The 24,279-nt window shown below is 72.6% G+C and carries 20 protein-coding genes; 5 read left to right on the top strand and 15 right to left on the bottom strand.

Going from position 1 to position 24,279, the window contains the following annotated elements; all coding sequences use genetic code 11:
• Positions 1-102: 102 nt before the first annotated feature.
• The 3 genes from ACZ7HT_RS25755 to ACZ7HT_RS25745 form a co-directional block, all read right to left on the bottom strand.
• Positions 103-1,212, bottom strand: coding sequence for a DegT/DnrJ/EryC1/StrS family aminotransferase (locus tag ACZ7HT_RS25755; RefSeq protein ID WP_471170226.1), 1,110 nt, complete (start codon positions 1,210-1,212; stop codon positions 103-105).
• Positions 1,209-1,928: a class I SAM-dependent methyltransferase gene (locus ACZ7HT_RS25750; protein ID WP_471170222.1), complete on the bottom strand. Its 720-nt coding sequence runs from the start codon at positions 1,926-1,928 to the stop codon at positions 1,209-1,211. The genes ACZ7HT_RS25755 and ACZ7HT_RS25750 overlap by 4 nt, the downstream gene beginning before the upstream one ends.
• Before the next feature lie 94 nt (positions 1,929-2,022).
• Complete coding sequence (locus tag ACZ7HT_RS25745; protein WP_471170219.1) at positions 2,023-2,808, bottom strand: cyclase family protein; 786 nt, start codon at positions 2,806-2,808, stop codon at positions 2,023-2,025.
• Between the two features lie 159 nt (positions 2,809-2,967).
• On the opposite strand from ACZ7HT_RS25745, the gene ACZ7HT_RS25740 reads away from it, so the two are divergent.
• Complete coding sequence (locus ACZ7HT_RS25740) at positions 2,968-3,420, top strand: nuclear transport factor 2 family protein (RefSeq protein ID WP_471170216.1); 453 nt, start codon at positions 2,968-2,970, stop codon at positions 3,418-3,420.
• Between the two features lie 57 nt (positions 3,421-3,477).
• The gene (locus ACZ7HT_RS25735; protein ID WP_471170364.1) at positions 3,478-4,209 is read left to right on the top strand and encodes an SDR family NAD(P)-dependent oxidoreductase; all 732 of its coding nucleotides are present in this window, start codon (positions 3,478-3,480) and stop codon (positions 4,207-4,209) included.
• Between the two features lie 60 nt (positions 4,210-4,269).
• Here ACZ7HT_RS25735 and ACZ7HT_RS25730 read toward each other — a convergent pair whose 3' ends face one another.
• The 6 genes from ACZ7HT_RS25730 to ACZ7HT_RS25705 all read right to left on the bottom strand — a co-directional run bounded on the left by ACZ7HT_RS25730 (position 4,270) and on the right by ACZ7HT_RS25705 (position 15,880).
• Positions 4,270-5,631 carry a hypothetical protein gene (locus tag ACZ7HT_RS25730; protein WP_471170213.1) on the bottom strand — a complete coding sequence of 454 codons (1,362 nt, stop codon included), beginning with the start codon at positions 5,629-5,631 and terminating at the stop codon, positions 4,270-4,272.
• A gap of 125 nt (positions 5,632-5,756) precedes the next feature.
• A complete protein-coding gene (locus tag ACZ7HT_RS25725) occupies positions 5,757-7,133 on the bottom strand; it encodes a sensor histidine kinase (RefSeq protein ID WP_471170210.1) in 1,377 nt (458 codons plus the stop codon).
• A gap of 6 nt (positions 7,134-7,139) precedes the next feature.
• A complete protein-coding gene (locus tag ACZ7HT_RS25720) occupies positions 7,140-7,817 on the bottom strand; it encodes a response regulator transcription factor (protein ID WP_471170207.1) in 678 nt (225 codons plus the stop codon).
• A gap of 19 nt (positions 7,818-7,836) precedes the next feature.
• Positions 7,837-8,823, bottom strand: a complete 987-nt coding sequence (locus tag ACZ7HT_RS25715) for a hypothetical protein (protein WP_471170204.1) — start codon at positions 8,821-8,823, stop codon at positions 7,837-7,839.
• Positions 8,824-8,894: 71 nt separating this feature from the next.
• Entirely contained in the window at positions 8,895-12,062 is a 3,168-nt protein-coding gene (locus ACZ7HT_RS25710; RefSeq protein WP_471170201.1) for an efflux RND transporter permease subunit, read from the bottom strand.
• A complete protein-coding gene (locus tag ACZ7HT_RS25705; protein ID WP_471170199.1) occupies positions 12,062-15,880 on the bottom strand; it encodes an efflux RND transporter permease subunit in 3,819 nt (1,272 codons plus the stop codon). The genes ACZ7HT_RS25710 and ACZ7HT_RS25705 overlap by 1 nt, the downstream gene beginning before the upstream one ends.
• 394 nt (positions 15,881-16,274) lie before the next feature.
• On the opposite strand from ACZ7HT_RS25705, the gene ACZ7HT_RS25700 reads away from it, so the two are divergent.
• From ACZ7HT_RS25700 to ACZ7HT_RS25690, 3 genes are read left to right on the top strand one after another with little or no spacing between them, the layout of a single operon-like run.
• Positions 16,275-16,454 (top strand): hypothetical protein, encoded by a 180-nt coding sequence (locus tag ACZ7HT_RS25700; RefSeq protein WP_471170197.1) that lies wholly within the window; start codon positions 16,275-16,277, stop codon positions 16,452-16,454.
• The gene (locus tag ACZ7HT_RS25695; RefSeq protein WP_471170194.1) at positions 16,451-16,807 is read left to right on the top strand and encodes an ArsR/SmtB family transcription factor; all 357 of its coding nucleotides are present in this window, start codon (positions 16,451-16,453) and stop codon (positions 16,805-16,807) included. Before ACZ7HT_RS25700 ends, ACZ7HT_RS25695 begins: the two co-directional genes overlap by 4 nt.
• Positions 16,804-16,956, top strand: coding sequence for a DUF6126 family protein (locus ACZ7HT_RS25690; RefSeq protein WP_471170191.1), 153 nt, complete (start codon positions 16,804-16,806; stop codon positions 16,954-16,956). Before ACZ7HT_RS25695 ends, ACZ7HT_RS25690 begins: the two co-directional genes overlap by 4 nt.
• A 19-nt stretch (positions 16,957-16,975) precedes the next feature.
• On the opposite strand, the gene ACZ7HT_RS25685 is transcribed toward ACZ7HT_RS25690, so the two are convergent.
• Genes ACZ7HT_RS25685 through ACZ7HT_RS25660 form a run of 6 tightly spaced genes read right to left on the bottom strand, consistent with a single transcriptional unit; the run spans position 16,976 to position 24,027 of the window.
• Positions 16,976-18,454 carry a hydrogenase large subunit gene (locus ACZ7HT_RS25685; RefSeq protein WP_471170189.1) on the bottom strand — a complete coding sequence of 493 codons (1,479 nt, stop codon included), beginning with the start codon at positions 18,452-18,454 and terminating at the stop codon, positions 16,976-16,978.
• Positions 18,455-18,458: 4 nt separating this feature from the next.
• Entirely contained in the window at positions 18,459-19,988 is a 1,530-nt protein-coding gene (locus ACZ7HT_RS25680; protein ID WP_471170186.1) for a proton-conducting transporter transmembrane domain-containing protein, read from the bottom strand.
• On the bottom strand, positions 19,988-20,680 hold the full coding sequence (locus ACZ7HT_RS25675; RefSeq protein WP_471170183.1) for a hypothetical protein: 693 nt from the start codon (positions 20,678-20,680) through the stop codon (positions 19,988-19,990). The genes ACZ7HT_RS25680 and ACZ7HT_RS25675 overlap by 1 nt, the downstream gene beginning before the upstream one ends.
• 7 nt (positions 20,681-20,687) lie before the next feature.
• Positions 20,688-21,641 (bottom strand): respiratory chain complex I subunit 1 family protein, encoded by a 954-nt coding sequence (locus ACZ7HT_RS25670; protein WP_471170180.1) that lies wholly within the window; start codon positions 21,639-21,641, stop codon positions 20,688-20,690.
• On the bottom strand, positions 21,638-23,668 hold the full coding sequence (locus tag ACZ7HT_RS25665) for a proton-conducting transporter transmembrane domain-containing protein (RefSeq protein ID WP_471170177.1): 2,031 nt from the start codon (positions 23,666-23,668) through the stop codon (positions 21,638-21,640). Before ACZ7HT_RS25665 ends, ACZ7HT_RS25670 begins: the two co-directional genes overlap by 4 nt.
• The gene (locus tag ACZ7HT_RS25660) at positions 23,665-24,027 is read right to left on the bottom strand and encodes an NADH-quinone oxidoreductase subunit B family protein (protein ID WP_471170174.1); all 363 of its coding nucleotides are present in this window, start codon (positions 24,025-24,027) and stop codon (positions 23,665-23,667) included. The genes ACZ7HT_RS25665 and ACZ7HT_RS25660 overlap by 4 nt, the downstream gene beginning before the upstream one ends.
• Positions 24,028-24,279 lie beyond the last annotated feature (252 nt).

The raw sequence follows: 24,279 nt of genomic DNA, 5'->3' as shown, positions 1-24,279 counted from the left end.
CCCCCCCCCCCCCTCTCCCCCCCCCCCCCCCCCCCCCCCCCCCCCCCCCCCCCCCCCCCCCCCCCCCCCCCCCCCGGCCCCGGAGGGGACCGGGGCGCCGGCTCAGAGACCGGCGACGACCTCGCGGATCGCCGCGATGACCTTCTCCTGGGTGTCCGGCGGCAGGGACGGGTACATCGGGAGCGAGAAGATCTCCTCCGCCAGCCGCTCGGTCACCGGCAGGCTGCCCTCCGCGTAGCCGAGGTGGGCGAAGCCGGTCATGCGGTGCACGGGCCACGGGTAGCTGATGTTCAGCTCGATGCCGTAGTCCTTGAGGCGCTCGATGATCCGGTCCCGCTCGGGGTGGCGGACCACGTGGACATAGTGGACGTGATCGTTTCCCACCGCGTTCGAGGGGAGGAGCAGATCGGTGCCGGCCAGCCCCACCTCGTAGCGGCGCGCCACGGCGCGGCGGCCCTCGACGTAGGCGTCGAGGCGCTTGAGCTTGCGGCGGAGGATCTCCGCCTGGACCTCGTCGAGCCGGCTGTTGTGTCCCGGGGTGCCGACAACGTAGTACCGCTCCTCCATGCCGTAGTAGCGCAGCCGGCGCAGGGCCGCCGCCACGTCCGCGTCGCGGGTCAGGACGGCGCCGCCGTCGCCGTACGCGCCCAGCACCTTCGTCGGGTAGAAGGAGAAGGCGGCGGCGTCGCCCATGGTGCCGGCCAGCCGGCCGTGGTGCCGGGCGCCGTGGGCCTGCGCGCAGTCCTCCAGCACCTTCAGGCCGTGACGGGCGGCGAGCTCGGTGACCGGCGCCATGTCGACGCACTGCCCGTAGAGGTGGACGGGGACGATCGCGGCGGTCCTCTCGGTGATCACCCCGGCGAGCTGGTCGGTGCGCATGAGGTGGTCGTCCTCGCGCACGTCCACGAAGACCGGGGTGGCGCCGACCGCGTCGATGGCGAGCACGGTCGGGGCAGCCGTGTTGGCGACGGTGACGACCTCGTCGCCGGGCTTCACGCCGAGGGCCTGAAGACCGAGGACGATGGCGTTGGTGCCGTTGTCCACACTCACGCAGTGCTCCACGCCGTGGTGGTCCGCGAACTCCTGCTCGAATCCGGCGACGGAGGCGCCGAGGACGAGCCGCCCGGACCGGAAGACGGTGTCGACGGCGTCGAGGATCTCCTCGCGCTCCGCCGCGTACTCCCGCAGGTAGTCCCAGACGTACGTGGTCATCGCCCGCCCTCCTTGACGCCGACGAACAGGCCGCGGCCGGTCGGGTCGCCCGGCCGGTACACGACGGAGCAGCCGGCGTCACGGAAGGCCGACTCGTACTCCTCGCGCGAGAAGAGGGTCAGGACGTCGATCTCGGTGAAGGTGCGGATGCCGTCGGGATCGCCGACGAGGAACCGCACCTCCATCCGGGTCGCCCGGCCCTGGAGCGTGGAGTGGGAGATCCGCGCGACGGTCCGGTCACCCTCGCGCGCCAGGTCGCCGGCGACGAAGCCCTCGGAGAACTGCTCGGGGAACCACCAGGGTTCGACGACGAGCACGCCGCCCGGTTCGAGGTGCCGGCTCATCGACGCGATCGCCGAGCGCATCTCCTCGACGCTGCCGAGATAGCCGATCGCACAGAACATGCACGTCACGACGGAGTACGTGCGCCCCAGGTCGAAGTCGCGCATGTCCCCTTGGTGGATGGTCAGTCCGGGCCTGCGGCGCAGCGCGAGGTCACGCATCGGCGCGGCGATCTCCAGCCCCTCCGCCGTCGTGAAGAGCTTGCTGAAGGGGCCCAGGTGGGCGGCTGTGCCGCAGGCCACGTCGAGCAGCGAGTCGGCGTCCGGGGCGTGTCCGCGTGCCAGGTCCGCGACGGCCTCGGCCTCTGCGGCCCAGTCCTTGCCGCGGCTGCGGTACACCATCTCGTAGACCTCGGCGAGGTCCGTGCTGTACATGCGATTCTCCTCGGGTCGGCTGCGGTCCACGGCGTCGGTCGGCACGCCGCTGGAGCAGGGGGTGCGGGAGGGGCCGGGGGGTGTCCCGGGCGGGTCAGGGGGCCTCGTCGACGAGCGCGACGGCACGGGTCCAGCCGGCGCCCGCGCCGGCCACCTTCACCGGGAAGCAGGCGATGCGGAAGCCGGTCGGGGCGGGCAGCAGGTCAAGGCCGGACAGCCGCTCGACCTGGCAGTACTCCCGGTGCCGGCCGGCGACGTGGGCGGGCCACAGCACGGCCTTGTCACCGGTGCGACGGTAGGCGTCGATGACGGTGCCGAACGGCGCGTCCAGGCTGAACGCGTCGGTGCCGACGACCTTCACGCCCGCGTCGAGCAGGAAGGCGATCGCACCCGCGTCGAGGCCCACGAAGTCGGTGAAGTACCGCTGCGTCCCCGCCCAGGCGTCCGCTCCGGTGTTCAGCACCACGATGTCGAGCGGGGCGAGGACGTGCCCGATCCGGTCGAGTTCCTTGCGCAGGTCGGCCTCCCCGACGACGCCGGCCTCGCGGCCCCGTACGTCGAGGACCACACCGGGGCCGAGGAACCAGTCCAGCGGCATCGCGTCGATGTGCCGGGGCACGCCGGTGCCGTACGTGGTCCGGGAGCCGTAGTGGGAGGGCGCGTCGACATGCGTGCCGGTGTGGGTGGTCAGACTCAGGCGGTCCAGCGAGAGGAACTCGCCGTCCGGCAGGTCGTCGGGGTCGAACTCCAGGCCGAAGTGGGCCCGCATCTCGTCGCGCATGTGCAGCGCGCCCTCGCGCGGGGTCAGCACCTCGTGGACCACGGGGTCCGGTTCGAACGAGCCGGCGTCCACCGGCGAGGACAGGTCAATGATGCGCACGGTCACCTCCTGAGCGACAGCGGCCAGCCTCGCGGCCCCCGCTCAAAGGGCATTGGAAGACGGCTCGACACGGCCGGCCCCGGCCCTGGGGTCGAGCCGGTCTCGACGCGGCTCCGCCAGACTCGGCCCCCGACGACGACCACCGCACCGGGAGGCACCGTGACCACCACGCCCCGCACGCACGGCGACGGCACCGACGCAGACATCGACGCCGTCGCCGTCCAACGCTTCTACGCCCGGCACATGCACCTCCTGGACGGCGGAGCCGCCACGGCCTGGGCACGCACCTTCACCGACGACGCGTCCTTCGCGTCCCCGTCCATGACGCGGCCGGTGCGCGGCCGGGACGGCATCGAGGCGGGAGCCCGCGCGGCCGTGGCGGGCCGGGCCGCCGCCGAGGAGGTCCATCGGCACTGGGTCACGATGACGACGGTCAGTCCGGCCGCCGACGGGGTCGAAGCGGTGTCGTACGTGGAGATCCTGGCGACTCCGCGCGGCGGGGTGCCGAGGATCGAGCTGTCCTGCGTGATGCGGGACAGGCTGGTGCGCCGGGACGGGGAGCTGCTCGTGGCGGAGCGCGTCATCACCCGCGACGACCGGCCGCAGGGCTGAGGATCGACCCCGTCTCGAGCCCGGCGCCGTACGGTCGCCGCCATGACGACACGGGCAGTGATCATCACGGGTGGTGGGACGGGGATCGGACGCGCGGCGGCCCTCCGGTTCGCGGAGCGCGGCGACCGGGTCCTCGTGGTGGGCCGCACCGCGGCCACGCTGGACGAGACCGCCGCCGGGCACGAGAACATCCGGACCCTGGTGGCGGACGTGACCGGCCCCGGCGCCGGCGAGCGGGTGGTGGAGGCCGCGCTGCGCGCCTTCGGCCGCCTGGACGTCCTGGTGAACAACGCGGCGACCGGCTCCTTCGCGCCGCTGGCGAAGCTCGACCGGGCCGCCGTGGAGCGGCAGTTCACCACGGACCTGGTGGCGCCCGCGTTCCTCGCCCGGGCGGCGCTGGACGAGCTGGAGAAGACGGGCGGCACCATCGTCAACGTCAGCACGGCGGCGTCGCTGACCACCCAGGGCTTCCCGGACAACGCGGTCTACATGGCGGCGAAGGCGGGCCTGAACCAGTTCACCCGCGCGTGGGCGGTCGAACTGGCACCGCGCGGCATCCGCGTGGTCTCGGTGGCGCCGGGCGTCACGGACACCGGCATCGGGCAGCGCGCCGGCATGTCGGACGCCCGGTACCAGGGCTTCCTGGACCAGATCGCGCAGCGCATCCCGACCGGGCGGGTGGCGACGCCCGAGGACGTGGCGTGGTGGATCACCACGCTGGCCGAACCGGGCGGCTCGTACCTGACCGGGGCGATCGTCCCCGTCGACGGCGGCCTCACCCTCACCTGAGGAGCACGGACCCCGAGACCCCGCCACGCGCACCGGCGGGGAGCGCGGTCATCCCTGCGGTCAGCCGGAGTTGAGGGCGGCCGTGACGCCGGCCGTCGCCTGCTGGGCGACCGTCGCGTCCTGACGGTCGGCCGCGTCGCGCAGGGCATGCAGCGCGGCGGTGATCCGGGCTGCCCGGGCCGGGTCCGCGTCGTCCTTGACGCGGTCCCAGGTGAGTTCGAGGCCGGCCACGTCGCCGGCGATCGCGCCCGCGTCCCGGGCGGCGCCGTCCAGCGTCGACTGGCGCGCCCACATCTGCATCCGGGCGGCCTCGACGGTCTCCAGCGGCTGGTACCGCAGGTGCAGGTCGAGCTCGTTCTGGGCGACCCGGAGCACGGCACCGCGGACGAGCTCCGCGTCGCGGGCCTTGACGGCCGCGGTGAGCGAGGCGACGTCCTTGTCCATCTGCTCGACGAGCAGCCCGGGCACCCGGTCGGAGGCCCGGTACGCGTCCCAGGCGGTTTGCACCTTCGCCACGGCCTCCTCGGTCGCCCCGGCGTGCGCCGCGCGGACCGCCGCCGACAGGGCCGCGAGCTCGGCGGGTACGGGGCCGGGCGTGACGTCCGTCGGTACGGCCAGCGTGACGGCCTCCAGGTCGGGGCCGGGCTCGTCGATGGTGAGTTCGCCGTACCCGGGGGCGATGACCTTGTTCTCGCGCGAGCCGTCCAGGTTGATCTCGGCCGTCCTGATCGCGCCCTTGACGGGTCCGTACGGCCCGGGGACCGTCTGCCCGACGGCCTTCACGGTGACCTCCTCGAAGACCGTGCCCGGGATGTTCTCCGGCCGGAACACGTCACCGGCCCTGGGCCCCCTCGGCATGATCATCGCGGCCGGTCCGGCGTTCCCGGCCCGCCAGCTGCCGTGCGTGTCCGCGACCACCCCGTCCTCGTAGTTGAAGACCTCCTCGCCGAGGTACCAGACCGATCCGTCGTCGGCCTGCGCGAACCAGTCGCGCGCGACCTCCTGGACCCGGCCGTCCGAGAAGGACATGAACTGGAGCGTGCGCGCCCGGACCTGCTCGCCGTTCACGGTGACGGTCTCGATGTGGGGCAGCAGAGTGAGCTCCGTACGGAACGGCTTGCCGTCGACATGACCGTCGTAGATCACCTGCTGGAGCTCCGAACTGGCGTGGAGCGGGTTGGTGATCTCGGTCGGCCGGCTGAACACGGGCGTGACCCGGTCGACCCGGGTCTGCTCCGGCGAGAGCGGCAGGCACTCGTCGGACTTCGTGCCGTTCTCCCCCACGATCCGCACGCACTCGGAGCCCGTCGCCGAGGTTCCGTTCGCGGATCCGCCGCCGACGGCACCGGCGCTGCAGGCCCCGCTCGCGAGGGTCGCGGCCAGGGCCGCGGTCAGCACGGTCGCGGGTCGTCTGTTCCTCATGGCTGCCTCCTCTGCCGTGACACCGACGCTGCCACCCGGGGGCTGAACGGAGCCTGAACGGAACTGAACCGGCCTTCAGGAGCGGTCGCACGGTCTCAGGTCGCAGGGTCTCAGGCCGCCCGGTCTCAGACCGCCGGGTCCGGCGGGAGCACCACCTCGAAGCGGGCCCCGCCGAGCCGCCCGTCGGTCACCGTCGCCGTACCGCCGTACGCCGCGACCAGTTCGGCGACGATGGCGAGCCCGAGTCCGCTGCCGGCGGCGCCGCCCGCGTCGCCCCCGTCGGGCGTCCAGCGGGACCGTGCCTCGTCGAGGCGTACGAACCGTTCGAAGACCCGCTCGCGGTCCGCCGGCGGCACGCCGGGACCGTCGTCCTCCACGCCGAGCAGCACCCGGCCGTCCGGCAGTTCGGCGAGGTCGAAGGCGACCTCGGAGCGGGCGTGCCGGGCCGCGTTGTCGCCGAGGTTGCGCACCACCCGGCTCAGGCCCCGCGGGTCCGCCCGCCGCCGCGCCGCCGACACCCCGACCGAACCGATCCGCAGCCCGGGTGCCTCCCGGCGCAGCCGGCGCACCTCGTCGAGGACCAGGTCGTCGAGGTCCACCGGCCGCATCCGGGGGCGCAGCGCGTCCTCGTCGGCGCGGGCGAGCAGCAGCAGGTCCTCGACCAGGCGCTGGATCCGCAGGTCCTCGCCGAGCACGGTCCTGGCGAGCCGCTCGTTCGTCGCCCGGTCCGTCAGCCGGTCGGGGTGGGCGAGTGCGACCTCGACGTGCTGCCGGATGGACGCCACCGGGGAACGCAGCTCGTGCGAGGCGTCGGAGACGAACCGGCGCTGGGCGCTCTGCGCCCGTTCGAGCCGGTCCAGCATGCGGTTCATCGTGGCGGCGAGGCGCGCGATCTCGTCGCGGCCGGGCGGGAGCGGCACCCTGCGGTGCAGCTCCGCCGCCGAGATCGCGTCGACCTCCGAGCTGATGGCCGCCACCGGCGAGAGCGCCCGCCCGACCGCCATCCAGGTCGCACCGGCCACCACGAGCATCAGGAGGGGAAGCCCCGTGACGAGCAGCCGGGTGACGATCCGGGTCGACTCGTCGACCGCGGCGAGGGTCTGCCCGACCAGGACGGTCCGGTTCCCGCCGGGCGCTTCGGCGGTGACCGCCACCACCAGGAACCGGTCCTCGTCGAGCGGCGTCGTGAGGGTGGACTCGGAGCCCCGCCGCGGATCGGCCAGGGCTGGCAGGTCCTTGACGTTCGGGCTGCTCGCGATCACGTCCCGCCGCCCGTCCAGGACCTGCACGAACTGGTCGTTCTGCTCGCTCACGGTCAGGGACGGCACCCCGTGCCCCGACTCGATGACGGCCGCCACCTGCTCGGCCCGGGTCTTCACGGTCTGCCGTACGTCGTCGGTCAGTTCGGCCCGCAGGAGCGCGATCAGGGCCACCGCTCCCGCGATCAGGCCCACCGCCACGACGAGGACGGCCGCCACGGTCGACCAGAACCGCACGCCCATGGCCGCCTACCCTCCGCCGGGGGCGAGGCGGTAGCCGCAGCCCCGTACGGTCTCGATGGACGCCCGGCCGAAGGGCCGGTCCAGCTTGTTCCTGAGGTGCCGGACGTACACCTCGACGATGTTCGGGTCGCCCTCGAAGGCGTCGTCCCAGACGTGCGCGAGGATCTCCTGCTTGGACAGGGTCTCGCCGCGCCGGCGCAGGAGGAACTCGAGCAGGGCCAGCTCGCGCGCGGTCAGCTCGACCCGTACACCGCCCCGCGACACCTCCTTGGCCGCCGGGTCGAGCCGCAGGTCACCGGCGGTGAGGGCGGCGGGCCGCTCGCGGGGTTCGCGGCGCAGCAGCGCACGCAGCCGGGCGAGCAGCACGGCGTACGAGAAGGGCTTCGTCAGGTAGTCGTCGGCGCCGGTGTCGAGCCCCTCCACCTCGTCCCACTCGCCTTCCTTGGCGGTGAGCATGAGGATCGGGGTCCAGTTCCCCTCGGCGCGCAGGGTGGCGCAGACGCGGTAGCCGTTCAGGCCGGGGAGCATGATGTCGAGGACGATCGCGTCGTACGCGTGCTCGCGGGCCCGCCACAGGCCGTCCGTGCCGTCCAGGGCGACGTCGACGGCGAAGCCCTCCGCCTCCAGGCCGTTGCGGAGCCCCTCGGCGAACCGCTCCTCGTCGTCCACGATCAGAACCCGCATGTCCTGATTGTGACCCGGGTCACCTGAACCGGAGCTGAAGGGCGCGCGGTGCCGCGCGCCCTCCGTCTCGCCGGTCCGACAGCGCGGGCACGAGCCCCTTCACGAGGGCGGGCTCCGCGGGCGGGGTGGTGCCGTACACGTCGGGGCTGATCTTGTAGCCGCGCTTGTCCTGCTTGAGGACCTCCTTGTCGACGGCCGCGAGCTGCTTGGCGCTGAGCCGGGTGAACTCGGTCAGGGACAGGGTCTCCGGGTTCGCCTCGCCCACGGGCACCACCTTGATGTTGCCGACGTGGGGCGCGTACGACTTCCGCTGGTGGCCGCCCTCGGGGTCGAGCGGCGCGAACTCGTCCGTCACGAGGACGTCGTCGAAGCAGGCGACCGGGACGCAGACGCTCTGCCCGGTCTGGAACACCGTGGCGCAGTCCAGGAAGTCGATCTCTGGAGCCAGGCCCTCGGTGTAGGTGGGGGAGCCCACGCGCGGCCGGGCCAGCATGGCGATGCCCGCCTTGGCGTCCTGCACGCCGGAGATCCAGGTGTCGGGGGCGCCGGTGAGCTTGCCGTTCTCGTAGAGCTCCGGGTACTCCCCGAGGCGCCAGACCGCTCCGCGCCAGTCCTGGGCGAAGAAGGCCAGCTCCGACTCCTGGACCTTGTTGCCGTTGAGGTCCTGGTCGAACACCACCACGGTGCGGACGCCGTCGATGACCTTGGTCAGGTCGGTCACCGTCGTCACCACCGTGTGGTCCTCACCGGCGACGTCGCCCTTGAGGACCAGCCGGGTCCCGGGCTTCAGCGGAAGGAACCTGTTGGTCACCCGCGGAGCGGCGGGGAAGGCGTACGGGCGCAGGGCGGGCGGGTTTCCGCAGCCGTTCTGCGCGCGCGCACCGCTGTGCGCCGTGGCGGGAGAGGGGGCCTTGGGGGCGTCGGCGGTCGCCGTGCCGGGGGCGAGGAGCAGCGCGGTGACGATCGGGCTCAGCAGGGCAGCGGACGCGCGCAGGCGACGGGGCATTCAGCTTGATCCTCTCGGTGGAGCCAGGGTGGGGCTCCACCGAGAGGCGGCGGCCCCGTCCGCCGCCTGCCTCAGTGCGTGGCGGCCGCCTCATGCTGCGGCCTGTGGCGTCTGAAGCCCTTGCCGAAACGCAGGTACAAGGAGGGCACGACCAGCAAATTCAGCAGGGTGGACGTAACCAGACCGCCCACGATGACCACGGCGAGCGGGTACTCGATCTCGTGGCCCGGCCGGTTGCCGAGGAAGACCAGCGGCAGGACCGCGAGTCCGGTCGCCAGCGAGGTCATCAGGATGGGGGACAGCCGTTCGCGCGCACCGCGCAGCACCAGGGCGGGTCCGAAGGCCATGCCCTCGTGCTCCTCCAGGTGCTGGAAGTGGTTGATCATCAGGATGCCGTTGCGCGCGGCGATGCCGAGCACGGTGAAGAAGCCGACCAGGGAACCGAGGGTGATGTTCCCGCCGGCGATCCAGACGGCGAAGACGCCGCCGACCAGGGCCATGGGCAGGGTGAGGAACGACAGCAGCGCGAGCCGCCAGCTGTGGAAGGAGACCTGGAGCAGGACGAAGATCGCCAGAGCGGCGAAGATCGCGCTGTAGAACAGGACCCGCTGGGCGGCCTGCCGCTCCTCGTGCTCGCCGAGGAGCTCCGTGTGGTAGCCGCGGGGGAAGTCCGTGGAGGCGATCGCCTTCTTGACGTCCGAGACGACACCGCTGAGGCCGCGTCCGGAGAGGGAGGCGTTCACGTCGAGGTGCCGCGAACCGTTCTCCCGCGCGATCACGTTCGGCTGGGGCTCGATGACCACCTGGGCGACGTCACCGAGCGGCACCGTGGTCCCGGCGGGCGTGTCGATCGGGAGCCGGCTGATGGCCGCCACGTTGCCGCGCGTCTCGGGGGTGCTCCACACCACCGTGTCGTAGGCCCGGCCGCCGCGGAAGATGTCCCCGACCTCCTCGCCGGCCACGAGCGTGGACGCGGCGCGGCGCACGTCGCCGGGCTTCAGCTCGTACTTCGCCGCCTTGTCGACGTCGACCCGCACCTGGACCTGCGGGACCTCGACCTGGAGGTCGGCGTGGACGTCGCCGGTGCCGGCGATCTTGCTGATCTTCTCCTGGAGTTCCAGGCCCTTCTCGCGCAGGACCTTCTGGTCCTGGCCGTAGAGACGGACGACGACCGGGTACTTGGAGCCGGTGAGGACCTCGTCGACGCGCTCGTTGAGGTACGTCTGGACGTCCTGTTCCATGCCGGCGTACCGCGCCACGGTCTCCTTGATCCGCGTGAGGGTCTTGTCGTAGTCGGCCTTGGGCTCGATGCCGATCCAGCCCTCGCCGAAGTTGACCCCCGCGATCTCGTCGCCCAGGAACGCCTGCCCGATGTGGGCCCCGAAGACGTCGCGCACTCCCGGGATGGCCCGTACCTCACGGCTCAGCCGGGAGACCATGCGCTGCTCTTCCTGTACGGACGTGCCGGGTGTGGTGATGAAGTGCACCAGGAAGTCCCGCTCCTTGAAGGAGGGCAGCAGGGACTGGCTGAGCTGGGGCACGAGGAGGGCCGCGACGACCGCGAGCACGCCGGACACCAGATAGGCGTTCACCGGCCGCTTGACGATGCGCCGCAGTCCCGCCGTGTAGCCGGTCTGCAGCCAGCGGAGCAGCGGGGACTGCCGGCGTTCGACCTTGGCCCTGCGCAGCATGATCAGGCACAGGGCGGGGGTCACCGTCAGGGCCACGACCATGGAGGCGAGGATGGCCAGCGTGTACGAGACGGCCAGCGTCCGGAAGAACGAGCCCGCCACTCCCTGGAGCAGGAACACCGGCACCGTCGCCACGACGATGATCATCGTCGCGTAGACGATCGGGCTCCGGACCTCCAGGGAGGCGTTGAGGATGATCTTCGCGACCGAGGTGCCGCTGCCGGCCTTCCGGTGCTCGCGCAGCCGTCTGAGGATGTTCTCGACGTCGATGATGGCGTCGTCCACGACGGCGCCCAGCGCGATCACGAGTCCGGCGAGGGCCATCGTGTTGATGGTGTCCCCGCGCCAGTGGAGCACGAGCACGGCCGCCATCAGGGACAGCGGGATCGTCAGCAGGCTGATCAGCGCGACGCGCCATTCGTAGAGGAACGCCGCGAGCACCACGACGACGAGCAGGAAGCCGAGCACCAGGGCCTGGGTCAGATTGTCGATCGCGGTGTGGATGAAGTCCTGCTGCTGGAAGATGGTCGTGTCGAAGTGGACGCCGGGCAGACCGGGTTCGAGGGAGGCGATGGCCTCCTCGACGTTCTTGGTGATCTCCGGGGTGTCGCCCCAGGGCAGCTTCTCGACGATCAGCAGCAGACCGGGGTCGGAGCCGACGATGGCGCTGCCGCCGAGCGGCTGGTGGGTCTCCTCCACCCGGGCCACGTCCCCGATCCTGACGGTGCCGCCGCCCGCCGCGGAGACCGGCACCTGGGAGAGGTCGCCGGGCGTCACGACCGGCAGCACGTGCCGGATGCCGAGGCGCTGCGTGGGGGTCTCGATCCAGCCGCCGGTGCCGATGAGGGAACCCGTGGTGAACTTCAGCAGACCGGAGTCGACCGACCCGTCGGTGGCCGCCATCACGTCGTCGAGACTGACCTTGTGGGCCTGCATCTTGAGCGGGTCCACCTGCACGGTCATCATCTGCAGCCGCTCGCCGAAGATGCTCACGTTGGCGACCCCGGGCACCCGCAGCAGACGGGCCCTGACCTCCCAGTACGCCGTCATGGACATGGACATCAGGGCCTTGTCGGAGTGGTCGTCCGAGGACATCCCGATCTTCATGACACGGCTGGTCGCCGCGACCGGCGGCATGATCACCGGTGGTGCCGCCCAGGTCGGCAGGGAGTGCGACACCTGCTGCACCCGTTCCTGGACCTCCTGGCGCGCCTTGAAGATGTCCGTCCCCTCGTGGAAGATCAGCTGGATCGACGAGAGCTGCGCGATGGACTCGGAGCGCAGGTCGTCGAGTCCGCTGAGGCCGTTGAGGGACTGTTCGAGCGGAACGGTGACCAGGGACTCGACGTCGCCCGTGGACAGGCCGACGCAGGTCGTCTGGATCTCGACCCGCGGCGGTGCGAACTCGGGGAAGACGTCCACCCGCTGCTGGGGCAGCGACGTGATGCCCACGACCATCATCACCGCGGCCGCGGCGACCACGAGGTAGCGGAAGCGCAGGCTGGACCGGACGATCCAGCGCATCAGGGTGCTGCGGTCCCCGGCCATCAGTGCTCGCCGTCCGTCTCGTACTCGATGCCGAGCAGTTCGGCGGCCCCGACGGTCACGACGGGCGTGCCCTTCGGGAGGCCGGACTTCACGACCGCGTAGTCCTTACCGAACGTCCCCAGTTCGACGGGCGTCCGGACGTAGACGAAGGACTCCGGGTTGGTGAAGGCGAAGGTCTTGCCCTCCGGGTCGTAGACCACCGCTCGCAACGGGATGAGGGTCTGCGGCGGCCCGGTGCCGTCCAGCGGCGCCTGACGCAGCGGCTCCGTCGTGATGTGGATCCGGTCCGCCGTGTCCTCGGCCAGGGTCAGGCGGGGGATCTTCCCCTCCGGGACCTGCTCGATCTCGGCGGGCGGCTGCTCGGAGTGTTCGGCGGCCGAGGCGGAGGAGGAGTGCGAGTCGGAGCAGGCCGTCAGGCCCGCTCCACCGGCGAGCAGCAGCCCCGCGGCCGACAGACCCACGGCCCACCGTCGCCCGGTGCGACGCCGGCCGGGCCCGCCGGGGGGCGCGCTGGGGGGCGCCTCCCGCCGTTCCTCCCGCTGCTCCTCACGCCGATCCTCCCGCCGTTCCTCCCCGTGCTCCTCCAGCCGTTCCTTCCGCGGTTCCTCCCGCCGTTCCGTCCTGCCGTCGTCCGCGGCCGGCACGTCCGGGGCCGGTCCCGCCGTCGACAGGTCGGGTTCCGGGCCTCCGCGGAGCTGCCCGCGGCCGCCGGGAGCGGAGAAGAAGCGGATGTAGAGGGCGGGCACGATGAACAGCGTGACGAGGGTCGAGGTGACCAGGCCGCCGAGCACGACGACGGCCAGCGGGTGCAGCACCTCCATGCCCTCGACGGTTCCGAGGAAGACCGCCGGCAGCACCGCGACCGCCGTGGCCAGCGCGGTCAGCAGGACCGGGCCGACCCGGTCGCGCGTGGCGTCGACGATGCGCTGCGGGTCGGCGGACCCGTCCTCGCGCGGCTCCGTCTCCTGGTAGCCGCGGATCAGCAGCACCAGGTTGCGTACGGCGATGCCCACCACGACCAGGAAGCCGCCGAGCGCGCCGATCGACGTGACGCCGTCGAGGGCGAACGCGGTCAGCACACCGCCGACACCGGCCAGCGGCAGCGCGAGCAGGACCAGCGTCGCCGCCCGCCAGCTGCCGAAGGCCGCCTGCAGGAGGAGGAACGTGCCGAGCAGCGCGGCGGCCACCAGACCCGCGATGCGCAGGTCCTGGCTCTGCTGGTGCGCGACGTCGCTCTGCACCTCGGCGTGGAACTCGTACGGCATCGGCATGGCCTGGACGCGGCTCTTGACGTCGTCGAGGACGGAGTTCAGATCACGCCCGCTGACGTCGGCGACGACGTCGAGGCTGCGAGAGGTGGCGTCGTGCTCGATGACCGTCGGGTACGGCGTGACGCGGACGGTGGCGACGTCGCCGAGGCGGACGTGGCCGCCGTTCGGCGTGTCGATCAGGAGGTCGTGGACGTTCTGCGGGGCGGAGCGCGTTCCGGGCGAACCCCACACCACGACGTCGAAGACCTTCTGCTCCTCGTACAGGCTGCCCACCGGCAGGCCGGAGAAGTAGGTGGCGGCCGTGCGGCGGACGTCACCGGGCTTGATCCCGTGGCTCCGCGCCGCCGCGAGGTCGACCTTGACCTCGATGGTCGGCTCCTCGGCCACGGCCGGGACCTGCGGCCGGACGACCCCGGGGACCTGCGCGAGGACCTTGCTCACCTGCTGGGCCTGCTGCCGCAGCACGCCCAGGTCGTTGCCGTAGACGCGGACGGTGACGGGCGGCCCGGAGCCGTCCTCGGCCCGCACCGCGTCGAGGCGGGCCTGCTCGTACGTCAGGACGTCGCTGTCGAGACCGGCCTGGTCGTGCATGGTGCGGTTGATCGCGGCGACGGTCTTTCCGTAGTCGGCCGAGCTCTTGAGGTTGACCCAGAGCTCACCGGAGTTGACGTTGACGACCTGGTCGGACTCCCTGGCGCGGCCCACGTGCGCTCCGACGCTCTCGACGCCCGGCAGCGCGCGCAGCCGGGCGGCGGCCGCCTGGCCGAGCTGGTTCATCTCCGGCAGCGACGTGCCGGGCGCGGCCTCCACCTGGATGAGCAGCTCACGCTGGTGCAGGGCCGGGATGGGGGAGGCGCCGTCGAGCTGCGGCCACACCGCGAAGCCCGTGCCGGCGAGCACGGCGGCCGCGACCAGCGCCGGGCCCGGCCGGAGCAGGGCCTTCGGGCTGATCCGGTCGAAGCCGCGGTGCAGCCGTCCGAGCAGCGGGTTGCTGTGGTGGCCGAGCCGGGTGCGCGCGAGCAGCAGGGAGGCCAGTACGGGCGTGAGGGTCAGGGCGACGACCGTGGAGGCGAGCACCGCGAGCACGTACGACAGGGCCAGCGGCCGGGCGAACGCTCCGCCCACGCCGTTCAGGAAGACGACGGGGACCACGGCGAGGAGCATGATCAGCGTGGCGAAGAAGACGGGCCGCCGCACCGCCGCCGTGGCGTCGACCACGACGTCGGCCACCGACCGGCGTTCACCGGAGCGCCTGCCTTCGCGCTCGAACTGTCTCTGGATGCGGTCGAATCCGATGACGATGTCGTCGATGACGGCGCCGAGAGCGATCGCGAGCCCGGCCAGGACCATCATGTTGAAGGTCGAACCCTGCAGATAGAGCACCCACAGGGCGGTGATCTCCGCCATGGTGATCGAGACGAGGCTGATCAGGGCGACGCGCCAGGAGAGGAAGTACAGGCCGAGCAGCACCGATACGGCGGGCACGGCGACGAGCACCCACAGACCCACGTGGTCGAGCGCCGTGTCGACGAAGGACGCCGGCCGGTACACATGGGTGTCGACGGTGATGCCGGACAGTCCGGGCTGGAGTGCCGTCAACGCCTCTTCGACGGCGTGCGTGACCTCACGGGTGTTGGCGTCGGGGTACTTCTCGACCACCAGCATGATCCCGGGGCCCTTGCTCAGCATCACGTCGCCGATGAGGGGCTGGTGGTCCTCCACCACGGTGGCCACGTCACCGATGCGCAGCTGCTTGCTCGCCGTGTCCTCCACGGCCACCGAAGCCAGGTCCTGCGCCTTGGTGATGGGCAGCACGTGCTGGATCGCGAGGCGCTGGCTCGGCGTGTCGATGAACCCGCCGGTGCCCGGGGTCGAGGCCTCCACGAAGGTCAGCGGCGACACCCACAGGGCGTTGCCCGTCGTGCGGACCACCTGGTCGAGGGAGACGCCCCGGCTGCGCAGCTGCTCGGGGTCGACCTGGACCTGGAGCTGGCGGTCCCGCTCGCCCCAGATGACCACGTTCGCGACGCCCGGGATGCCGAGCAGGCGCGGCTTGATGTTCCACCGCGCGAGCACGGACATGTCGATGCGGGAGACGTCCTTGGAGGACAGCCCGATCATCATGACCCGGCTCGTGGACGACAGCGGCTGGATCATCACCGGCGGCTTGCCCACCTGGGGCAGGCCGCCCACCTGGATCAGGCGTTCCTGGACGGCCTGCCGGGCCTTCTGTTCGTTCGTGCCCGGTCCGAAGACCAGGTTGACGGACGACAGACCGGGGGCGGACTCGGAGGTGATCTCGTCGAGCCATGCCACGCCGTTCAGCAGGTCCTGTTCCAGCGGGACGGTGATGAGCTGCTCGACCTCGGCCGCCGACAGGCCCGGCGCCTCGGTCTGGATCTGCACCTGCGTCGGGGCGAACTCCGGGAAGACGTCCGTCGACGCCGCTTTCGGGAGCTGGATGAAGCCCAGGGCCATCACGGCCGCCGCGACACCGAGGATCAGGTTTCGGAACGTAAGACTGAGGGAAAGGATTCTGTGGACCACGACGGGGTCCTGCCTTCCAGAGCGACTGCGCGATCCGCCGCGCCGCTCTCGCACCCTTCGGCAGGGCCTCGCGAGAGCGTGGTGCCGCCGGTTTCGACCGGCGAGGGAGAGGATTCCCGGCCACCGTCCTCACCGCGCAGCCGCGGGAACCGAACGGGCCGACCTCATATGCGCTATGCACTGTGCCTAGGGTCGATGGATACGCCGTAAATGTACCCAGTAGGGGAAAACCCTGTCAATGATTTCCCCACGAAAGGGACATTCCGTGCAAAGGGTGTCACGGTCGGCGACCTCGGTCTCTCCCTCGTTGTCCGGCGAGTACGCGCTAGAATTGCAGAATTCTTCAATTCAGCAGATGTCGATCCTCAGAACTGTGCGGGGCAGGGAGTGTGACGTGAGCACGTTCGCGGAAGCGGTCGTGGAGAGGGTGCGCGCCGCGCGGGCGCGGCTGGCCGCGGCGTACGAGGAAGGGGACGCCTACGGGGCGTCCCTGGCCCAGGACGAGCTGGAGGACGCGCTGCGGCTCGCCCGCAAGCACGGCATCGACACGGGCGACGAGGAGGGCCGAGGATGAGCCCCGTCCCCGTCCCGCTCTACCAGGCGAAGGCCGAGTTCTTCCGGATGCTGGGCCACCCGGTCCGGATCCGGGTCCTGGAACTCCTCAGTGACGGCCCGCTGCCCGTGCGGGAGTTGCTCGCGGCGATCGAGATCGAGCCGTCCAGCCTCTCCCAGCAGCTGGCCGTGCTGCGCCGCTCGGGCATCGTGACCGCGACCCGCGAGGCCTCGACGGTCGTCTACGAACTCGCCGGCGGAGACGTGGCGGAGCTCCTCCTCGCCGCCCGCCGCGTCCTGTCGGGTCTGCTCGTCGGACAGCAGGAGCTGCTCGCCGAACTGCGCAAGGCCGAGGAACAGGAGGTGGGGGCGTGACCACGGAACCGGAGCACGGAGGCGGCGGCACGGAGAAGTGGAAGGAGCGCGGCGTGATGCTGCGCGTCTTCGTGTACATCTTCGCGACCCACCTGTTCGCCGGGTTCGTCTGGATCCTCTTCTACGTGGGCCAGCACGCCCAGAAGTGACGCCGCCCCGCTCCCGCCGTCACAGGTCGTTGCCCGCGTACGAGAGGTTGAAGCTCTTGTTGGTCAGCGGGAAGTCCGGGACGATCGTGTCGGCGAGGGCCAGGGGCAGCGCCGGCCAGTTGTAGAAGGACGGGTCGACCGGCTTCACCCGGGTCAGCCGCCCGTCCGGGCCGAGTTCCACCCGCGTGCTGATCGTGCCGCGCCACCCCTCCACGATGCCGACACCGCTGCCGCCGGCCCGCCCCGGGTCCGGTGGGCCGCCCCACGCGCCGGGGCCCAGGCCCTCCGCCAGGTGCTCGACGAGCGCGAGCGAGACGTCGATCTCCTCGGCGCGGATCAGGAACCGGGCCAGCACGTCGCCGGTGTCGCGCACGGGTACGGAGACCTCGGTGTCGTACGCGGCGAACGGATGCGCCACCCGGGCATCGGTCCCTGGCAGCCCGCTCGCCCGTGCCACGTAGCCGAGGCAGCCGAGGTCGCGGGCCGCGTCGGCGGTGAGGACGGCGGTGCCGGTGAAGCGGTCGCGGACGGTGGAGTGCGCCAGGGCGAGACCGGCGATCTCCCGGATGTCGCGGCCGATGGCCGCGAGGCGTGCCGTGTCCGGAAGGGCGCGCAGGACCGCGCCCCCGGGCACGACCCCGCCGCGCAGCAGCCGGTGGCCCGTGACCTCCGCGTCGAGGCGCAGGAGTTGCTCCCGTACCCGCTGGGCATGGGTGTTGAGGATGCCGTGGCCGACGTCGTTGCAGAGCATGCCCAGGTCGGCGACGTGGTTGTGGAGGCGTTCGAGTTCGAGGAGGAGGGCGCGGGCGCGCCGGGCGGTCGCGGGCACCCGGGTGCCGGTGGCCTCCTCGACGGCGAGGCAGTAGGCGAGGGCGTGGCCGACGGCGGTGTCGCCGCTGATGCGTTCGGCGAGCGGGAGTCCGGCCGCGACGGTGCGACCCTCGAAGAGCTTCTCGACGCCCCGGTGGACGAACCACAGCCGGGCCTTGAGCTTGAGGATGGTCTCGCCGACGACCGAGAAGCGGAAGTGGCCGGGTTCGATGAGCCCGGCGTGCACGGGCCCGACGGGGATCTCGTAGACGCCGTCCCCCTCGACCTCGAGGAAGGGGTAGGGGCCCTCCTGCTCGGCGAACGGCGGCGGGGGACCGGCGTCGGGGCGCATCGGGTACCAGCCCTTGGGCCAGTGGAAGTGGCGGACCAGACGGCGGGGCAGCGGGTGGCCGAGCGGGACGACGCCGTGCAGGTCGCGCATCTCGCGTTCGAACCGCCCGGCGGGGAAGGAGATGTCCGCCAGGCTCGGGATCTCGGGCTTGACCGCGTCCAGGTGCACATGGAGCTCGGTACGGCTGTCCGGCCGTCCCGCGACGAAGAGGTACACGACGCGGACACGGTCCTCGTCGTGGTGGGCGGCGACGAGGGCGAGACGGTGGCCCGATCCCAGCAACTCACCGGCCTTCGTGTGGAGTTCGCCGACGGCGGTCTCGTGGAGCGTACGCATGGTCTCAGTGCCCTCCGATCGCCTGGGCGGCTTCGTGCAGGACGTCGGTGAGCGGGCCGGTCGCGACGCCGAGGACGGCGCAGGCGGCCAGGCCGAGGACGAGGGGCCAGGCGGCCCCGGCCACGGCCTCCGGATTCTCGGGCGTGGCGGTGGGCGCGGGGCCTTCGAGTCGGGGCGCGGGGCCGAGCACCATGCGGGCCGTCCGCAGGGCGAGCGCGGCGAACGCGATCAGGAGCAGCAGCAGCGCCGCACCGGTCACCCAGCCCATCCGGGCCGCGAACCCCGCCCGGGCGATGCCCAGTTCGGAGGCGAACAGGCTGAACGGGGGGAAGCCGAGGAGCGCGACGACGGCGAGGCCGAAGGTCGCCCCGAGCCACGGGACACGGGCGACGAGCCCGCGGACCCGCCCGATACGGGTGGTGCGGGTCAGCCGCAGCACATGGCCGGACGCGCAGAACGCGACCGCCTTGACGAGGCCGTGCCCGGCGATGTGCAGGAGCACCGCGGCCCGGGCGAGCGGGGTCCCGATCGCGGCACCGAGGGCGATCACGCTCATGTGCTCCATGCTGGAGTACGCCAGCATCCGCTTGTAGTCGCGCTGGGCGAGCAGCAGCGCGGTGGCCAGCGCCAGGGTGAGGAGCGCGACCCCCGCGAGCAGGGCGCGGGTCCAGCCAGGCCCGAGAGCCGCGTCGGCGACGAGCTGGTACCGCAGGATCGCCGTGAAGGCCACGGACAGCAGCACGCCGGACATCAACGCGGAGACGGGCGCGGGGGCTTGGCTGTGGGCGTCGGGCAGCCAGGCGTGCAGGGGCACGAGCCCCGCCTTGGCGCCGAAGCCGAGGATGACGAGGGAGATCCCGAGGCGGGTCACGTCCGGGTTCAGGTCCCCGGCGTGCGCGACGAGGGTCGGCCAGTCCAGGGCGTGGGCCTCGTCGATGCCGGCCTGCCGGGCCGCGTAGTGGACGAGGACGGTGCCGAGGAAGGCGAGCGCGATGCCCGCCGAGCAGATCACCACGTACTTCCACGCCGCCTCGACGGACGTGCGGCCCCGCCGGTGCCCGACGAGGAAGGCCGTGACGACGGTGGTCGCCTCGACGGCCACCCACATCACGCCCAGGTCGGCCGTGAGCAGCGCCAGGCACATGCACGCCAGGAACGCCTGCACGAGGAGGTGGAAGCGCGCCGTGGACCGCGCGGTGGCCCGGCCCGCGGCGCGCTCCCCGGCGAGGTGGGAGGGGACGGTGGCACAGGCGATCAGGGCGACGGCGCCCACGACCATCAGCATCCAGGCGGTCAGCGCGTCGGCGCGCAGCAGGCCGCCCAGCGCGGTGACCGGGCCGTCCGCGAGGACGCGCGCGGCGAGCACCGCGCCGCAGACGAGGGCCGCCACGGGGGAGACGAGCGGCAGCCGGTCGGAGACGCGCCCCGGTGCGCGGGCCGGCGGCGTGCGGAGACAGGCGGGGGCGAACGCGCCCGCGACGACGACAGGGACGGCCACGGGGGCCGTGAGGAGGAGGACGGTGGTGGCGGTCATCAGTCGTGCAGCTCCCGCAGGTCGTCGAGGTCGGTCGTGCCGAACGCGGCCCGCATCCGGGCGGTGAGCACCTGGAGCACCAGTACGGCGAGCAGGACGTCGAAGGAGACGCCCAGCTCGACGATGAGCGGCACTCCGGACGTGGCGAGGAACGCGGTGGCGGTGATGCCGTTGTCGAGCAGCAGGAACCCCACCACCTGGGAGAGCGCCCGCCGTCGGGTGACGAGGACGAAGAAGCCGATGAGGACGACCGCGAGGCCCACCGGCAGCGCCTGGATGGCGGGGCCCGGGTCGAGCGCGACCAGGGGGCGCGCCACGGCGTACGCGAGCAGGGTCAGGGCGGCCGCGGTGAGCAGCGAGGCCGCCACGTTCACCAGCGGCTGGGTCTCCCGGCTCTCCGTGCCGTCCGTGTCGTACGGACGCTCCCCGGCCGTCAGCGAGCCGAGTGCCCGCCGCATCAGATACGGCAGGACGCCGGCCCTCAGCAGACCGATGCCGACGGCGACCGCCACGAGGTCCGCGCGGCCCTCGTGCGCCCCCAGGACGCCGGCGATCGCGGCGAGGGCGATGCCCTGGAGGGCGAAGACCCTGACGATCGCGGCGATCTCGCGGCGCCACAGGATGACCACGGCGGCGAGCAGGAACGCCCCGCACGCCAGGTCGAGCAGCTGGGTGTACGTGCTGTCGCTCATCCGGTGCTCACGCTCCGCTCAGGAAGTACGAGGAGGTCACGGCGAGCAGCGCGAGCAGGAAGGAGCCCGCGAGCAGCTCCGGCACGCGGAACAGGCGCAGCTTCGCCCAGAACACCTCGGCCGCGGCCAGTACGGTGCCGAGCACGGCGACCTTGAGGACGAACACGGCGAGGGCGAGCGCGAGCGCCGCGGCCGAGGCGGTGGTGGCGATGCCCCAGGGTGCGAACAGCGAGGCGAGCAGCCCGAGGAGCACCGTGAGCCGCAGCTGGGCGCCGAGCTCGATCAGGGCCAGGTCGGGACCGGCGTACTCCAGGACCATCGCCTCGTGCACCATCGTCAGTTCGAGGTGCGTGGAGGGGTTGTCCACCGGGATGCGGCCGGTCTCGGCCAGGACGGCGACGGCGAGCGCCGCGGCCGCCAAGAGGCCCGCGGGAGACGCCAGTCGGGCCGGGTCGTGCACGGCTCCCTCGACGATCGCCGCGAGGTTGGTGGTTCCGGCCGGTATCGACAGGGCGAGCACCGCCATGAGGAGGGTCGGTTCGACCAGGGCGGCGATCGTCATCTCCCGGGACGAGCCCATGCCGCCGAACGCGGTCCCGGTGTCGAGCCCGGCCAGGGCGAGGGCGACGGTGCCGAGCGCGAGGAGCGCCACCACGACGATCAGGTCCCCGCGCCCGGCGAGCGGGCTGTCGGTGGAGAGCAGGGGGACGAGTGCGGCGACGACGAGCGTGGTCGCCACGACCAGGGCCGGGGCCGTACGGAAGGCCGGTCCGGTCCCGATCGGGGTGATGGACTCCTTGCGGAGCAACTTGCGCGCGTCGCGCCAGGGTTGGAGCACCCCGGCCCCGGCGCGGCCCTCCATCCGGGCGCGGACCTGCCGCATGAGGCCGGTGAGGAGTGGCGCGCCGGCCACGACCAGGACGAGTTGCGACGCCGTCGCCGCGTATCCGGACGCGCTCACGAACCCACCGCCAGGACGAGGAACAGGGCAAGCAGGCCGAGGAAGCCGTAGCCGAGGTACAGGTGGACGCTGCCGGTCGCGAGCCTTCGCGAGGCCCGGCCCGCGCGGGCGAGCCAGGCGAGCACCGGGAGGTACGCGCGGTGCTCGATCCGGTCGGGGACCTGGTTGCGGAAGCGGACCCGCTCCACCAGGTAGGCGGACTCCCGGGCATGGGTGATGTCCACGTCCCGCTCCGGCGCGAGGACGTCGTCGAAGACGCGCTGGAGGGGCTCGGCGAACGAGGTCGCCGTGTAGGCCATGCGCGGGGTCGGCGCCCCGCCGCCGCAGTCCCACAGCTTGGCGTTCGGGCGCCGGTGCCGGCTGCCGTACAGCCGGGGCAGGGCGGCCGCCAGGGCGAGCGCCGCCGTGAGGGCGGCGACGAGCCAGACGGGCGACAGGGAGGCCGACAGCGCGTCGAGCCGCAGTGCGGCCCTCCCTCCGGTGACGGCGTCCGTGCCGGGGAGCCCGGCGGCGATCGCCGCCCGGTCGAGACCCGGCCCGAGGAGTCCGGGGACGAGCGCGAGCGCGGCGCACCCGGCGCCGAGCAGCACCATGCCGGTGAGCATCGCGGGCCCCGGCTCCCGGGCCCCGGCGGCCTGGTCCCCGCGCGGTCGGGAGAAGAAGCCGACGCCGAGCGCCTTGACGAACGCCGCCGCCGCGATGCCCGCCGACAGCGCGATGAGCCCGACGGCCAGGGGCAGCGCGATCGCGACGGCGACCCCCGGCAGCTGCAGCCCGTGGACGAGGGACTGCAGGAGCAGCCACTCGCTGATGAACCCGTTGCCGGGCGGCAGGGCCACGGCGCCGAGCGCGCCGAGCGCGAAGAGACCGGCGGTGACGGGCATCCGGGCCCGCAGCCCGCCGAGCCGGTCGAGATCGCGTTCGCCGGTGGCGCGCAGCACCGACCCGGCCGCGCAGAACAACAGGGCCTTGAACGCCGAGTGGTTGACGACGTGGAGCAGGGCGGCGACGAGAGCGAGCGCCGCAAGGGGGCCGTTGCCCGCGTGGGCGAAGAGACCGGCGGCCCCCGTGCCGATGAGGACCAGGCCCATGTTCTCCGCGGTCGAGTAGGCCAGGAGCCGTTTGAGGTCGGAGGCCATGGCCGCCTGGAGGACGCCGTACACGGCGGACAGGCCGCCCACCGTGATCAGTCCGGTCCACCACCAGGAAGGACCGCCGCCGAGCAGGTCGAACGCGGTGCGGACGATGCCGTAGGCGCCGAGGTTGACCATCACGCCGCTCATCAGCGCCGAGACCGGGCTGGGCGCCTCGGGATGCGCGCGGGGCAGCCAGGCGTGCAGCGGCACCGCGCCCGCCTTGGACGCGAACGCGGCGGCGGTCAGGACGAAGACCGTGTTCCGTACGGCCGGTGACATGCCGCCGGCCCCGGCGCGCAGGTCCGCGAAGGTCTCCCCGCCGGAGTGCGCGGCGAACAGGGCGAGTCCGGCGAGGAGCAGCACCAGACCGAGGTGGGTCATCACCGCGTACCAGAGCCCCGCCGTGCGCACCCGCGGCGTCTCGCGGTGCTCCGCGAGCACGAGCAGCAGCGAGGAGAGCGCCATCAGCTCCCACAGCACCAGGAACGTGGAGACGGACGCCGCCGCCGGTACGAGGAGCAGGGACAGCGCGAACAGCGGCAGCACCGCCTGCGTCGTACGGGACGCGGGACCGTGCGAGCCGTGCCCGCCGACATAGCCGATGCCGTACACCGCGACCGCCGCCGTGACGGCCCCCGCCACGGCCATGAAGAGGCCCGACAGCGGATCGACGGCCAGATGCACCCCGGCGAGGGGGAGCAGGTCCGGCAGGCTCGCCGACCACGCCTCGCCGCCGAGCGCGGCCACCCCCGCGGCGCAGCCCGCCGCTCCCACCCCCGCCGTGCAGATTCCGGAGACGGTCACGCGGGCGCGTACCGGCAGCGCGGAGCCCGCCACGGCGGCGGCGCACAGAGAGACGGCGGTGAGGAGTCCCGCCGCGACCGGGTTCACCGGCCGGTCACCCGGCGCAGCGCCGCGACGATGGCGTCCGGCCCGGGAGGGCACCCGGGCACGGCCAGATCGACCGGTACGACGTCGGCGACGGCGCCCTCGATCCCGTACCCCCCGGCGAACTCCCCGCAGCCGATCGCGCAGTCCCCGAGGGCCACCACGATCCGGGGCTCGGGCATCGCGGCGACCGTGCGCCGCAGCGGCTCGGCCATGTTCCGGGTGACCGGACCGGTCACGAGCGCCACGTCGGCGTGGCGGGGCGAGGCGACCAGGCGGGCGCCGTAGCGCTCGGCGTCGTACACGGGCCCGAACGCGGCGGCGATCTCGATCTCGCACCCGTTGCACGATCCGGCGTCCACGCAGCGGACCTGGGCCGATCCCCGCAGAGCACGGGCTGCCGGCAGTGGTTCGCCGTCCGGTGGCGGCGGTGCCGGTTCGGCCACGCGTCCCGTCGTCCGGATCTTGCGCAACAAGCCCATGAACGCCCCTCCCGCAGGTGGTGAGCACTCTTCCGAACCGGCTAACGGGCCATCCCGTAGCCGGAGTTACGGAACTTTTCTCGCGCTTTGCGTGCTTTGTTGAGATTTTGTCGTCGTACTGAGGTGGCGCTC

The organism is Streptomyces sp. NPDC037410, from assembly GCF_055602235.1.
This window is presented reverse-complemented; position numbering and strand designations above follow the sequence as displayed.